General features: G+C 61.9%; 11 protein-coding genes. 4 read left to right on the forward strand and 7 right to left on the reverse strand.

Features of this window, described 5'->3' with window-relative positions; all coding sequences use genetic code 11:
• The first annotated feature begins 59 nt into the window (after positions 1 to 59).
• The 3 genes from AC3IR3_RS11160 (at position 60) to yjjX (ending at position 2,428) form a co-directional block, all read left to right on the forward strand.
• Positions 60 to 884 (forward strand): methyltransferase, TIGR04325 family, encoded by an 825-nt coding sequence (locus tag AC3IR3_RS11160; protein WP_489192111.1) that lies wholly within the window; start codon positions 60 to 62, stop codon positions 882 to 884.
• Between the two features lie 74 nt (positions 885 to 958).
• Positions 959 to 1,789, forward strand: a complete 831-nt coding sequence (locus tag AC3IR3_RS11165; RefSeq protein WP_489192113.1) for a DODA-type extradiol aromatic ring-opening family dioxygenase — start codon at positions 959 to 961, stop codon at positions 1,787 to 1,789.
• A 60-nt stretch (positions 1,790 to 1,849) separates the two neighbouring features.
• Positions 1,850 to 2,428 (forward strand): inosine/xanthosine triphosphatase, encoded by a 579-nt coding sequence (yjjX, locus tag AC3IR3_RS11170; protein ID WP_489192115.1) that lies wholly within the window; start codon positions 1,850 to 1,852, stop codon positions 2,426 to 2,428.
• On the opposite strand, the gene AC3IR3_RS11175 is transcribed toward yjjX, so the two are convergent.
• Positions 2,380 to 3,048, reverse strand: a complete 669-nt coding sequence (locus tag AC3IR3_RS11175) for a LuxR C-terminal-related transcriptional regulator (RefSeq protein ID WP_489192117.1) — start codon at positions 3,046 to 3,048, stop codon at positions 2,380 to 2,382. The genes yjjX and AC3IR3_RS11175 overlap by 49 nt on opposite strands.
• A 64-nt stretch (positions 3,049 to 3,112) precedes the next feature.
• Here AC3IR3_RS11175 and AC3IR3_RS11180 point away from each other — a divergent pair, with 64 nt between their 5' ends.
• Positions 3,113 to 3,802: a response regulator gene (locus tag AC3IR3_RS11180; protein WP_489192119.1), complete on the forward strand. Its 690-nt coding sequence runs from the start codon at positions 3,113 to 3,115 to the stop codon at positions 3,800 to 3,802.
• Positions 3,803 to 3,819: 17 nt separating this feature from the next.
• Here AC3IR3_RS11180 and AC3IR3_RS11185 read toward each other — a convergent pair whose 3' ends face one another.
• The 6 genes from AC3IR3_RS11185 to pgaB form a co-directional block, all read right to left on the reverse strand.
• Positions 3,820 to 7,242 carry a hybrid sensor histidine kinase/response regulator gene (locus tag AC3IR3_RS11185; protein ID WP_489192121.1) on the reverse strand — a complete coding sequence of 1,141 codons (3,423 nt, stop codon included), beginning with the start codon at positions 7,240 to 7,242 and terminating at the stop codon, positions 3,820 to 3,822.
• A gap of 533 nt (positions 7,243 to 7,775) precedes the next feature.
• On the reverse strand, positions 7,776 to 8,093 hold the full coding sequence (locus AC3IR3_RS11190) for a hypothetical protein (RefSeq protein ID WP_489192123.1): 318 nt from the start codon (positions 8,091 to 8,093) through the stop codon (positions 7,776 to 7,778).
• Between the two features lie 101 nt (positions 8,094 to 8,194).
• Entirely contained in the window at positions 8,195 to 9,847 is a 1,653-nt protein-coding gene (gene pgm / locus AC3IR3_RS11195) for a phosphoglucomutase (alpha-D-glucose-1,6-bisphosphate-dependent) (RefSeq protein WP_489192124.1), read from the reverse strand.
• 89 nt (positions 9,848 to 9,936) lie between these two features.
• Entirely contained in the window at positions 9,937 to 10,386 is a 450-nt protein-coding gene (gene pgaD / locus AC3IR3_RS11200) for a poly-beta-1,6-N-acetyl-D-glucosamine biosynthesis protein PgaD (RefSeq protein ID WP_489192126.1), read from the reverse strand.
• On the reverse strand, positions 10,383 to 11,633 hold the full coding sequence (pgaC, locus tag AC3IR3_RS11205; protein ID WP_489192128.1) for a poly-beta-1,6-N-acetyl-D-glucosamine synthase: 1,251 nt from the start codon (positions 11,631 to 11,633) through the stop codon (positions 10,383 to 10,385). The genes pgaD and pgaC overlap by 4 nt, the downstream gene beginning before the upstream one ends.
• Positions 11,634 to 11,635: 2 nt before the next feature.
• Positions 11,636 to 13,516, reverse strand: a complete 1,881-nt coding sequence (pgaB, locus tag AC3IR3_RS11210) for a poly-beta-1,6-N-acetyl-D-glucosamine N-deacetylase PgaB (protein ID WP_489192130.1) — start codon at positions 13,514 to 13,516, stop codon at positions 11,636 to 11,638.
• Between the last annotated feature and the right edge of the window lies 1 nt (position 13,517).

Consider the following 13,517-nt stretch of genomic DNA (forward strand, 5'->3'; position numbering starts at 1 on the left):
CGGACCGGGCAGACCCGAAGTGATAAAAAGCAAGGGTCTTACAACGAGGTAAAGCGGCCATGGCCGTCCATTCCACGCTGCATACGGTTCGCGAACGCGCCGCATCCCTGCCTGCGATCCGGCATTGGCTGGAAGCTCGCTACGCGCGCGAGTTCTTCGCCCATTCCGCACTGACGCACAATATGTATCGCGGCGTCTTCGAGACGTTCGCGCAGGCGCAGGCAAGCATCGCGCAGACCCGCCCCTCGGGCTACGACAACACCCCGTCCGCGGAGCTCTATCGCGAGCGCACGCGGCGGGTCTATATCAACGATTATCCCGCGATGCTCTGGTTCTCGAAGTTGTTCGAGGCCGGGTGCGCGTCGGTGTTCGATCTCGGCGGCCACATCGGCATCGCCTACTATGCCTACCAGCGCCATGTAACGTTTCCCGAAGAAATTGCCTGGCGCGTGCTGGACGTTCCCGCCGTCAACGCCGCCGGAGCCGCCTGGGCATCGCAACACGATAACCTGGGACGCCTGACATTCACGGCACATCGCGACGACGCCGACGGTGTGGATATCTTCTTCGCGGCCGGATCGTTGCAATATCTCGACTACACGCTGGCCGACCTGCTTGGCAACCTGCAAACGCTTCCGCGTTACCTGCTTCTCAACTCGGTGCCGATCCATCCGTCCGCCTCGTATTTCACCGTCCAGAACATGGGTACGGCTTGCTGTCCGTACCGCATCACGAGCGAACGCGACTTTCTACACGGCCTCAAGGCACTTGGATACACACTTCGCGATCGCTGGGAAAATCCGCACCGCAGTTGCGTCATACCGTTCCACGACGACCGTTCGCTGGATCGCTATTTCGGATTCTGCTTCGAACGCGAGGCCTGAACGTCCCTTGCGGGAAACGATCCGTTCCGGCTGGACCTCCTGTAATTGCCGTGTCGAACCCATACACTGAGGGGATGAACGATCATGTCTCGATTCCCCGCCAGCCCGTGCTCTTCATTTCCCACGGATCTCCCTCCTTCGCCGTCGAGCCGGGCGAACTGGGTCCGCGGCTGCGCGAGACAGGACCTTTGCTTGAGAACGTACGTGCGGTGCTGGTGGTATCGCCGCACTGGCAGACGGATGGCGTACGCGTAACGACCAGCAAGCGCCCGTCGACCATTCACGACTTCGGAGGCTTCCCCGAGGCGCTTTATCGTCTACGCTACGACGTGGCAGGCGCACCGGATGTTGCCGCCGAGGCAGCGAACCTGTTGAACGATGCCGGCTTCCGGGTAACGCCCGATGCCGTGCGCGGTCTCGACCATGGCGCGTGGGTGCCGCTGTCGCACCTTCTCCCCGACGCCACGATTCCTGTTATCCAGGTGTCGATGCCGCATGATCTGGACACCGCCGGTGCGCTTGCCTTCGGGCGTGCACTTGCGCCATTGCGGGATCGCGGCGTACTGATCGTGGGATCGGGCAGTCTTACGCACAATCTGTACGAAGTGCGCCGGACGACCGACGAAGCGCCTTACGCGCGGCGATTCGCCGCGTGGAATCGCGATGCGATCGGCGCCCGCGACATCGAAGCGGTGGTCGATTACCGTAGTCGGGCACCCGAGGCTTCCCGCGCGCATCCCACGGAAGAGCACTACCTGCCGTTGCTTGTCGCGCTTGGCGCGAGCGATACGTCGGACCCGGTGTTCCTTATCGAAGGCGGCATGACCTACGGTGTCCTTTCGATGGACTCCTATGCCTGGGGATTCGACGATGCGCAGGCCAGGCATATGATGCGACTAGCCTGACGCATCCGGGACGGCTGTTAGACTTGCCGCCATCCCAATCACAGCTGTATCGGCCCGCCCATGTCCCATACCAAGCTACGAATCCTCGTCGGCTCGCATAACCCCGTGAAGATCAACGCCGTCCGCGGCGCGATCGCGCCGCTCTATCCCAACCGTATCGTCGAGTGCGAAGGCATTCATGCGCCATCCGGCGTGCGCGATCAGCCGATGACGCAGGATGAAACGCGCGCAGGCGCGCTGAACCGTCTGGCGTATCTCAGGGATCGCGGTGGTGCGGATTTGTATGTGTCGATGGAGGGCGGCATCGACGTACTAGAGGATGGGCCGGCCACGTTCGCCTATGTCGCCGTAGCGGATGCCACGAGGCTATCGGTCGGACGCTCCGCGGCACTCTCCCTGCCCGCGCACGTATACGCGGCGCTGGAAAGCGGTGACGAGCTCGGCATCGTCATGGACCGGCTGTTCGGCACCGACAACATCAAACAGAAAGGCGGCACGGTGGCGTTGGTCACCAACGGAAACGAGACGCGCGAAAGCGTGTATACGCAGGCTTTGGTACTGGCGATGGCGCCCTTCCTGCATCCCGAGTTCTACGACGCCCGGGGAACGTCGCCGGGCGCCGTCGTTTCTTCCGAATAGCGAATCAGCTCCGCCGTGTTCGTCACGTGGAGCTTCAGAAACGCATTGGCCTTGTGAGTGCTTGCCGTCGACGTCGAAATACCAAGTCGCGCGGCAATCTCCTTCATGGACATCCCTTGCCTGATCAGCCCGATAACTTCGTCTTCGCGTGCGCTCAATTTTGCACGCTTCCCGCTCGATCGATCCGGCACATGGGCGTCCAGTGCCGTCTTCATGATGGGAGACAGATACGCCCGCTTGTCGTAAGCGGACCGAATCGCGTAACGAAGGTGTCGCGGCCCGTCGCGCTTGCTGACGATGCAACGTACGCCATATGCGGCGATATCGCGCAGGATCGGAGCCTCTTCGATCGAGGTAAGCACGACGATTGCAAGCGCGGGATACTCCGCGCGCAGGGAACGTAGCAGACTCAGTCCATCGTCGCCTTCGCCTACGGGCATGGCGTAATCGCACACAAGTACGTCGCCCGCAACACTGGAAAGCATATGGTAAAGGTCCGCGGGGCTGCCCACCATGCCGACCACGCTCATGCGCGAGTCTTCCTGGATAGCCATGCGCACCCCGTCCCGCGCGATCGCATGATCGTCCGCGATCACGACGTGAATGCGTTCCATGCTCATCGATTGCGTCCTTTTTTCATTGCGTTACGATTACGATGGACGTCCGGACACAGCGAGCCCTTCCATGACTATCCGAATCGTTGTCGCCGATGACCACCCACTTGTTCATGCCGCCATCTCGCGACGGCTGCGCGCACTCGAAGGTATCGAGATCGTGGGTACCGCCCAGAATGCGGGCGATCTGATCGCGTTGCTTGAAACCACACCATGCGATGTCGTGGTAACCGACTACGCCATGCCCGACAAGGATGAACAGGCCGATGGCTTGCCGCTGCTCGGCGAAATAGCAAAACGCTTTCCGCAGATACGTATCGTGCTGCTCACTGGCATCGACAATGCCGAACTGCTGCGCACTATCGTAGCCAGGGGCGTCGTCCGTATCGTTTCCAAGGCCGACGAAGCCAGCGACATCGACATGGCCATCAAGGCGGCGCTTGAGGGCGCACCGTATCGATCCGCGTCCATCGCCCGCCTGATCGCGAGCGGTATGCATGCCAGTGCCGATCGTCCTTCGGCGCACCTCACTCCCCGCGAAGCGGAAGTCGTCCGGCTGCTTGCCGAAGGGCTTACCGCAACGGAAATCGCGAAACTTACCGGTCGCAGCCACAAAACCACCAGTGCGCAGAAGGTGTCCGCGAAACGCAAACTGGGATTCGAACAGGACGCCGACCTCTTCCGCTATGCCGTAACCAGCGGCATGGTCGCCGCATCCGGTGCGGCCAGAACGCGTAGTCATGACGACGAGAAGAAGTGATCCTGGCCGATCGCGATTCATAGGGATGACGGCGGCGCGCGGCTGCCGGTGTCGATACGGTTAAGTCGCGCCCTATATCCATCCAGCCGTTCGTCGATACGTAGCTGCAATCCCTGCAAAACAGGCCCGATATCGTCCAGACCATGCGTTTCGATCCAGCGCTCCAGCTCGGCGCTGTGTTCCGCGAGCATCTGTTCGTTGGCCATCAGAAAGGCGCCCTTCAGCGAGTGCAGGCGGTCGAGGACGCCGCTTTCCTCATTCGCGCTGACGGCCTGCACCAGCCTTTCCCAGTCGTGGATAACCGAGCCCATGAGTATTTCGATCAGCTCGGCCGAGCCATTGTGGGTATCCGGATGGAAAGGCCACGCCTCATCGGGCAGGTTTCTGCGCAGGGTGTCTTCCAGCTGGCTCAGTGTCACCGGCTTCAGGAGCAGTTCCGCCACGCCCTGCGCCGCGCAACGACCACGCTCCTGAGCATGTGCGTCGGCGGTAACGGCGATCACGGGAATGTCCGAGCCCCGCCTGCGAAGCGCATGCGCCAACTCGCAACCGTCCATGCCGGGCATCTCGATATCCGTGAGTACCGCCGTGTACGGATAGTTGTCGCACATATCCAACGCCGTCTTGCCGCTATCGGCTTCGTCCGTTGTGTAGCCGAGCGTCGAAAGCTGCTGTCGAAGCAGTTCGCGCCCGAACGGATTGTCGTCGACGACGAGTACCCGTCCAGCCGCCGGTGTATGCGCCACGCGCTTCATCGCATCGCGCATCGCGCCCGGACCGCGTCTGGCCAGGAGAATATCGAGCAATGCATCGCTGGCGTAGCAGGACACGAATACCACACCACGGTCATATCGTGGATGCAGTGGGCCGTCACGCGAAGCGCGTACGACGCGGGCACCCTTCGCCACCATGTCGCGCGCCTCTGTCGCGCCAAGCACCCACTGGTCGCCCACGACGACGATATCGCCGATATCGCCGGATCGCAGGTTCATTCCTTCGACACTGGCAAACACCTCCACGACGGCGCCACGGGCGACGAGAAAGGAAGTGCAGGCGGAGCGCCAGACGGCATCGGACGAAACGAGGCGGATCGACTTGCCGTCGAGCCGCGGAAAGCCATTGTCTGCGGCGGAGACCTTTAGCGGGAGCATGAACGAAAATGTGGAGCCTTCGCCCTCAACACTATCGACCCCGATCTTGCCTCCCATCAGTGTCACGAGTTGTCGGCAGAGCGCGAGCCCCAGTCCAGTACCGCCGTAGCGACGCGAGGCGGCGCCACCTGCCTGGGCGAATGGCTCGAACAGGCCCTCGATCTGCGTGCTGGCCAGACCGATCCCCGTATCGGCTATCTCGAATCGCAACGCCGTTATGCCGGCACCGCGCGAGCGCGGGTCCCGCGAAGACCGGACTCTTACCGTAACGGCACCCTCGGCCGTGAATCTGATCGCGTTACCCAGCAAATTGTTCAGTACCTGCCCGATACGCTGGGCATCGCCGACATAGGACATATCGATCGACACATCGATGTCATGGAAGAGTCCGAGGCCTTTGCGCCTGGCAAGGGGAGCGAACAGGTGCAGACTGTTTTCCACCAGCGCTCGCAGGACGAATGGCGCCGGCTCGATGTCGAACAGCCCCGCTTCGATTTTTGAGAAGTCGAGCACATCGCCGACAATTTTCAGAAGCGAATCGGATGCAACCCGCACACGCGCGATATGCACAGCCTGTTCGCGGTCCATACCGCCATTGGCGAACAGTTCCAGGTGTCCGATGATTCCACTGAGCGGCGTTCGTATTTCGTGACTTATCGTTGCGACGAAGGCCGATTTGGCCGCGCTCGCCGATTCGGCCACGATACGGGCATGTTCTTCCGCCGCACGGGCGTCGCGGAGTTTTTCCTCGAGCTCTGCGATACCAGTCACGTCTCGCGCCACGCATAGCAGTACGCGATGACGACGATAGGCCGTCGGTCTGGCGGCGACGAGCAGCGTACGCGTCATGGCAAGAGTCGGGCGATACTCGACGCGAAACTCGCTGCCATGCTTGTCCGCGGAGCGGGCATCGCGCTCGCCAAGACGGCGATCCATATCGACAATGCGCGTATACAGACTCACGCCTGCCACGTTCGCCTCTTTCGCGAATCCATCCATCACGGCGTTCCCGAGCAGTGGATGGAGCGTATCCAGATCGATCAAACACAGGCCGACGGGTGAGGTCGATACGATGGTGCGGCTCAGTTCCTCACTATCGAACACGTGTTCGGCATCGCGCAGCGCAGGCGCAAAAACCCGTCGATCGATATGTCGAAGCCAGAACCACAGCACGACAAGACAGACCAGCGCAGCGCCCCCGAGACAAGCCAGCCACATGCCTGTCGCACGCAGAATATCCTTCAGCGAAAAGACCTGCACGACAGACCAGTCGATACCGTGCAGATTGTCCGCGGCCGCGAAGCGGGTACCCGATCGTACGAACACAGGTTCCCCGTCCGTCGCGACAGCGAGCCCCCCTCGCTTCGCGCGGGCGACCTGCTCGCCGGTATCTTCCGGGCTCATGCCCAGGCCCGCAACGACGTTGCCGGAGTTCGTCACCACCAGCGACGCGCCGCGGAGATACGGCGCCACACGTCGCTGTATATCGGAGAAGGCTTCGAAAGCGACGATGCGCCACGCCGGTTCGCCGTTGGCCACCAGCGTCAGCACGCCGACGATCGAACGCTCGCCATTGAGCGGGTTGATCCCCGAAAAGGAAATCACGGGATCGCGTGCCGATCGTGCAGGCAGATGCTCGTCGTTCAAGCGGAGACGAGCGAACAGATCGCGCCGCGTCGCCAGGCCGAATCGCGCGGAAAGCTGCTGTTCGGAAGCGGCGCGGGTAAAGGTCATCAGTGATCCCGACGGGTCGTATCCGTACACGGACAACGAGCCCGGAGACTCGACTTCCGTGACCGTGGCCGCCGCCAGCGACGAGGTTTCGTGGATCAGTCCGAGATACGCCGCGATGTCTTCCGGCGGAAGACGTCGCGCGTTCACACCCAGCACGAGCATCGGCACACCCGAATCGCCTGCCCGGATGACGGCTTGTTCGCCATGGTCGAAGAACGGTTCGACGTACGCAGTACCGGCACGGGTAAGCAGCTCCCGACGTTCGCGCCAGACCAGCTCCATTCCGTACAGGCTTCGCGCGTAACCTCGCTCGCGCTGGATCAGGTAGGTATTGACCGCGGTCTTGTTGTCCTCGAGGATCTGGCGTTGTTGGGCGACGTAACCCTGTATCTGCTGCCACCCGCTTCCGGCCATCATGACCACGATCAGCAATGACAGCAGGAAGCCGCCTCCATAGAGCAGGCGCCGGTGATATGCACGCAACCCAGCCAGCATCTCGTCCGTAGCAACACGACTTACATCGCCTACACCGTTGCCCTGCTCGACTTCCACCATCCGTTTGCCCCTTGCCTGCCGGTTACTTCCGTTGCCGGAAATTCCTCCCTGTTTTTCGATGCGTCGGGGCCTCAAACCGCGGCCCGCACGAGGAAAGCGCAAAGCCGCCCCGTATTGGAGCAGTGCGCGGTCACCACATGAATCGAAAAAGTCTTAAGTCAACAACGCCAGCGTCCCTGCCTTACGTGGACGCTGACCACAGCCCGGGTGCGCCAGGGAAGTCGTATGGACGACATCGCAGGCAACCCATCCCGGTCGGGCTCGGCGACCTCGTTGCAGGGGTTCGGTCGCGTCACGCCAGGTTCTGCGGCGTCACCCGATAACCGGCGGTGGCGCATACGTTTGGGCAGGTGCAACGCCACAGTGCCTCCCCCGCGGATGCAGGGCCGAAAATCGGTCTGGGCAGCGGTCGCTTGCGAGCATCGGTCCTGGAGGCACGCCTGACAATATAACTTTCGTTGTAGGCGCACTCGTTCACACACCGCTAGCGGCGTGGTAGCACGGGGTCGGGATTCTCCCCTGGGGCGGAGAAATCAGTGCGTTGGCGGCTTCTGCGCGTCGCGCCGCATCTCGGCCTGGGTCTTGAGGTACTGGCCGATATCCTTCTCGGAAACCTTGCCCGTTTTCTGAGTGTCGATTTCATCGAAATGCTTCGACACAAACGGCATGGCCTTTGCTTCGTCGCGGGTCAGGAAGCCGTCCTTGTCCTTGTCCGCTGCGGTAAAGTTCTTTTGCATGGCCGCTATTTTGTCCGCGATATAGCCCGCGCCGTTCTGCGCTGCGACGGGGGCCGCGACAGCCGAGACAAGAAAACATCCGACGAGCAGCGACGTAATCCGGATACGCGACATGACAGCCTCATACATGACGGGGAAGACCTCACGCTGCCACGTGACGACGGTGGGAAGCAAGCGGCAGCGCGTGAAGACGTGTCCATCGTTGCGCGCGCCGGTCAGCTCCCGGCCAGGGCGGCATCCACCATGGCCTGGGCTTCTTCCAGGATACGATCGAGGTGATCGCGCCCCTTGAACGATTCGCCATAGACCTTGTAGATATCCTCGGTGCCCGATGGACGGGCGGCAAACCACCCATTGCTGGAAATCACCTTGATGCCGCCGATAAGCTGATCGTTCGCCGGCGCACGATTCTGGATCTGTATGACCGGTTCGCCAGCGAGCGTCTTCGACGTTACCTGTTCCGGTGTCAGCTTCGACAGTTTTGCTTTCTGGGCATGTGTCGCCGCGGCATCGATGCGCGCGCTGGCCGGGTCCCCGAGATCGTGGGTAATGCCCTTGTATATCTCGCCCGGGTCGCGACCGAGCCTTGCCGTCATCTCGCCTGCGAGGAGCGCGGCCACGATGCCATCCTTGTCGGTGGACCAGGCAGAGCCGTCTTTCGCCAGGAACGAGGCCCCCGCGCTCTCTTCGCATCCGAACCCCAGGCTGCCGTCGTAGAGCCCCGGGACGAACCATTTGAAGCCGACGGGCACTTCGAGCAACGGCCTTCCAAGCCGTTTCGCGATGCGATCGATCAAAGCGGTACTGACTACCGTCTTGCCGACCGCAGCGTCGGTACGCCAGCCACGACGATGCCGGAACAGGTACTCCGCAGCGGTTGCGAGATAATGATTGGCCGGCATCAATCCAGCGCTTCGGGTGACGACGCCATGGCGATCGTGATCGGTATCGCAGGCGAATGCCACGTCGAAATCGTCCTTAAGGCCGATCAAGCGCTGCATCGCATAGGACGACGACGGGTCCATGCGGATGCGACCGTCCCAGTCCAGCGACATGAAGGAAAAGGTCGGATCGACGGTGTCGCTGACCACCGTGAGGTCAAGCTTGTAGCGCTCCGCGATCGCCGCCCAGTAGTGCACGCCGGCACCGCCGAGGGGATCCACCGCCATATGGACGGAGGCAGCGCGGATCGCGTCGAGATCGAGCGCGTGTTCGAGGTCCGCGACGTATTCCTGCAGGAAATCGTGTTCGTGCGTGGTGTCCGCTCTGCGCGCGACATCGATGGTGACGCGCTTCACCTCGCGCAGCCCTCCTTCGATCAGCGCATTCGCGCGGGCCGCGATCCAGGATGTGGCATCGGTGTCGGCGGGACCGCCATGAGGCGGGTTGTATTTGATGCCGCCGCTTTCCGGCGGATTGTGCGAGGGCGTAATAACGATACCGTCGGCACGACCATGCTCCCGGCCGCTGTTGTACCGAAGAATCGCATGCGACACAGCCGGCGTCGGCGTGAATTCGCCGCCTTTGGAAATCAGGGTGCCGACGCCGTTGGCGGCAAGGACTTCCAGCGTGCTCTCGAATGCCGGCTCCGAGAGCGCGTGCGTATCGATACCGACGAAGAGCGGGCCGTCCACGCCGTCGTTTTTCCGGTATTCGCAGATAGCCTGGACGATGGCCCATACATGGGCTTCGTTGAACGAGCGATCGAACGACGAGCCACGATGCCCCGACGTGCCGAATGCGACGCGTTGCTCCGGAACCGCCGGATCGGGAGTCAGGTCGCGATAGGCGGCGAGAAGTCGCGCCACGTCGACGAGCGGCGCCGAAGTCGCCGGTTTACCTGCAAGCGGACTGATGCTGGAACTCAAGTGTTTCTCCTGCCGACCGCCGATGCGGTATCCGGACATTGTAGGTTGCCGCCGGCCCGGCGGTTGTCAAGTTTGCGTGCAGGTCCGGCCTAACGGTCCCGGATCTCTCCGACGTGCAGCGTGCCGTCCTCGGCGAACGCGATCGTGCTGATGCGGGCATCGCGCATGGCAAGCACGGCCGATTCCGTCGTGCCCATCGCATGGGCCGTCTCGTCGGACTGGATCGAACGGAACGCGCGACGCCTTACCCTGCCCCCGTAGCGGAAACGGTTGTACAGCGACCAGGCGATGACGATCAGCGCGCACACAGCCGCCAGTAATAGCAGTTCGATCAGGTCCGTAGCGCCCTTCCCCCTGGACTGTACGAACATCTCCACGTACGTCGTACGGAAACCGAAGCCCCAGGCCACCAGCGTTATCAGCGGCAACCAGAGGAAAACCCAGAAGGCCCATGCCACGAGGGTAGCCAGACCGAAAAACACGCGCTGCGCCGGACTCTGGCGATCCGGCCGCTGGATAATGATCGCTTCGGCTTTCATCGGATCCCCCTGTCAGGACTGACCCAGACGGCCTTGGTACCCTTGCGCTTCAGCAGCGCCTTGGGAAAGGCGACGATCGACGTGGCGGTGTTGAGTACCCAGTAGATCAGCGGATACCAGATCATCCAGTAGTAATTGCGACCTACCCGGGTTTCGTACCGGCGGTCGACGATCAGGCTCACCAGAAACTGGATAAGACAGGTAGCGCCGAGTACGACGCCATGCCAGTGGGGGAGCAACGTATCGACGTATAGCGCCGGCGGCAGCTCGATGAATTTGCCGGTCACCCACAACGTGAAGATCGCGGCCATGTCGTAAGCCCACAACAGGCTGAGCAGATACTCCAGCGCCACCGGCCACATGCGCCGCTGTCGCCAGCGCAACAATAGGCGGGAGTAGCGAAGAAGCACTTCCGAGCCCCCCTGCGCCCAGCGCAACCGCTGCTTCCAGAGGCCACGCACGGTTTCGGGCATCAGAATCCAGCACAGGGCATTCGGTTCGTAGCGGATATCCCAGTGGCGCATCTGCAGCCGCCAGCTGATATCGATATCCTCGGTCACCATGTCGGTATTCCAGTAACCGACATCGTGCAGCGCGCTCTTGCGGAACGCGGCGATCACGCCCGAAACCGTAAAAATGCGGCCATAAACCCGTTGCGCCCGCTTGATCAGGCCGATGATCGACGAGAACTCGCCGACCTGCAGCTTGCCCAGCAAGGTGGAACGATTGCGGATGCGCGGGTTACCGGTCACGGCGGCCACGCGCGATCCGTCGTTCATGTGGTACATGAGCCAGTGCGTGGCGTATTCGTCGAGCAGCGCGTCGCCGTCGATGCAGACGAAATAGTCGCCACGGGAAGCCAGCGCGGCCATGCGCAATCCCATCGCCTTGCCCTGGTTGCTGGCCAGGTGGATGACGCGCAGATTCGATACTTCGCGTGTCAGCTGGTCGAGCTGCGCCCCGGTATCGTCCGTCGAACCGTCGTTGACCGCGATGATCTCAAACGCGGGATAACGCTGACCGGAAAGGTGCGCGATGGTTTCGCGAACCTGTGCGCCCTCGTTATGGCACGGAACGATCAGCGTGACGAAGGGATAATCGGGAAGCTCGGGCGGGGTCACGCGCAAGGGCTCGTTCCGCTCCCAGCGGAAGAAATAAATAAGTCCGCCGCTCATCCATATCAACGACATCGATAGCGGATAGAAAAAAGCGAACTCAAGTAACCAGTGAATGATGGTTCCGCCCATGGCTACCGATCCGGCAAGGGATAGGGATAATCCGCGGCGGAAATCGCGGGCCGGATGGTCTCGAGCTTCGGATGGTCCCTCAGGAAATCGTCGGGGTAATAGCCGAGATGAAGCGCTCCACCCGTTTGCAGCAAGCGTAGTCGATGGGCGATCGTCGCGGAGGGAATGGGCTGCTTACGAGTCCAGTCCTCGGTGGCTACTTCGAACAACGTGCGATCGAGCGCACCCGGCTGGGCTTTTACCGACGCCAGCAGACGCCGGAACCAGGCATCCGAAGGCGATTCGTTATCCAGTTGCGGCATCGCCATCACAGCGGTGACGTCATAAGCCGCGACGAACGCCTGAAGACTCTGCGCAAACCACCCTTCGGCTTTTGGGTCGACGATCGGCCGGGCATAGATATTACGCGCAGTCAGCACCAGCGGACGCCAGCGCCGTACACGCTCGGCCAGTTCTTTGGTGAAGTCCACAAGACGCTGGGTACGCTGCGTGGCGCTGTCGCCTGCCCAGGGCCCGAGTTTGTCGGTATCGCGCAGGTAGGCATCGTCGGAAAAAAGGATGCCTGCCGAGTCCGCGTGCCGTGCGAGATCTTCGTAGACGTCGCCAATCATCGCGCGCACTTTGGGATTCCACGGAGCAAGACGGAAGTGGTCTTTGTCCTTCGCATCGCCGGCACCGAGCGAAGGAAGCGTCGCGCCATCGGGAAAGCGGAACGCCATGACCGGCAACCACGCGAATACCTGCACGCCGGCGCGCGTGCGCAACTGCCATTCGACGCGCGAATAGAGATCGGCCCGCATCGGCAGATGGCGATTCGGGAAGTACACCGCATCGGCTACGCCATCGCCGTCCGGATCGGCATAAGCCTGCAGCCATACCTGCGTGGGATGCATGCGTTTGATGCGATCCAGTAGCTTCGACAGGTTCGCATCCTGCTGCACCGGATCGGGATCGTAGACGTAGTCCAGGTCGACCTGGACCGCGCGAATCGGATCGACGCGCGGCGGATGGCGCATCAACCACGCCAGATGAATAGCGTCGATGTTGTCGCTGATCAGGAGACGCGGAATCGTGTGCGACGGATCGAGGGTCGGCAGCGCATCGTCGAGACTCATCGATACGCTCATACCCTCTTCCGCTGCGATTTTCGTCGCGACGAGGTTATACGCGCCGTAAGGCCAGACAATGGCACGCGGCCGATGGCCTGTCCGGGCTTCGATCTCGTCCGCGCTCTTCTTCATGTCGGCGCGGATGCGTGCACCGTAGGCAGCTTCGTCCTCGTAGTTTTTGCTGTCGGCGAAGTAACGCGCGGTCACGGCGGCAGGCGGCTGGCTACCCTGAGGATTGCCGTCGATGCCGTGATGCAGGTCGTAACTGTGCGAAGCGAACTCGACCAGATCGCTGGACTGGATTTCCTTGACCTGATCCCAGGTGATAAAGCATGACCGGTCGCATGTGCTTCCGTTGTACGGCATGGTCTTTCCGTCGGGCATGTCGATCCAGGCACCGACGAGCGCGGCTACCGCCGGGTAGCGATAGGCGCGCAGCAAGGGATAGACCCGCGTATAAAAACTACGCAAGCCATCGTCGAAGGTCAGCAATACCGGGTGATCCGGCAATGCGGCACCGCCATGACTGGCCGCGACGACCTGTTCGAGACTGACGACGTGATAGCCGTTCGCGCGCAGCCAGTCGAAGTGCGATACCAGACGGTCCGAACTGATCGCATCGGGATCGCGGTCGGCATCGCTACGCACGTCGTCGCGAACATCGTGATACGCCAGCACGATGAGCGTGTTCTTGCCCGGCGCCGCCGGTTCGGCCGCCGCGCCAGAGGCAATCACCATCAGGAGCAGGAAAACAACAAACTTGCGTAACGTCATG

Source organism: Luteibacter sp. GL_149 (genome assembly GCF_057834065.1).

What these genes read in the sequence shown, in the direction of transcription:
- pgaB (WP_489192130.1), bottom strand. Translation starts at nt 13,516, where the DNA reads ATGACGTTACGCAAGTTTGTTGTTTTCCTGCTCCTGATGGTGATTGCC.
- AC3IR3_RS11160 (WP_489192111.1), top strand. Translation starts at nt 60, where the DNA reads ATGGCCGTCCATTCCACGCTGCATACGGTTCGCGAACGCGCCGCATCC.
- AC3IR3_RS11175 (WP_489192117.1), bottom strand. Translation starts at nt 3,048, where the DNA reads ATGAGCATGGAACGCATTCACGTCGTGATCGCGGACGATCATGCGATC.
- pgaC (WP_489192128.1), bottom strand. Translation starts at nt 11,633, where the DNA reads ATGGGCGGAACCATCATTCACTGGTTACTTGAGTTCGCTTTTTTCTAT.
- AC3IR3_RS11165 (WP_489192113.1), top strand. Translation starts at nt 959, where the DNA reads ATGAACGATCATGTCTCGATTCCCCGCCAGCCCGTGCTCTTCATTTCC.
- AC3IR3_RS11185 (WP_489192121.1), bottom strand. Translation starts at nt 7,242, where the DNA reads ATGGTGGAAGTCGAGCAGGGCAACGGTGTAGGCGATGTAAGTCGTGTT.
- AC3IR3_RS11190 (WP_489192123.1), bottom strand. Translation starts at nt 8,093, where the DNA reads ATGTCGCGTATCCGGATTACGTCGCTGCTCGTCGGATGTTTTCTTGTC.
- pgaD (WP_489192126.1), bottom strand. Translation starts at nt 10,386, where the DNA reads ATGAAAGCCGAAGCGATCATTATCCAGCGGCCGGATCGCCAGAGTCCG.
- yjjX (WP_489192115.1), top strand. Translation starts at nt 1,850, where the DNA reads ATGTCCCATACCAAGCTACGAATCCTCGTCGGCTCGCATAACCCCGTG.
- AC3IR3_RS11180 (WP_489192119.1), top strand. Translation starts at nt 3,113, where the DNA reads ATGACTATCCGAATCGTTGTCGCCGATGACCACCCACTTGTTCATGCC.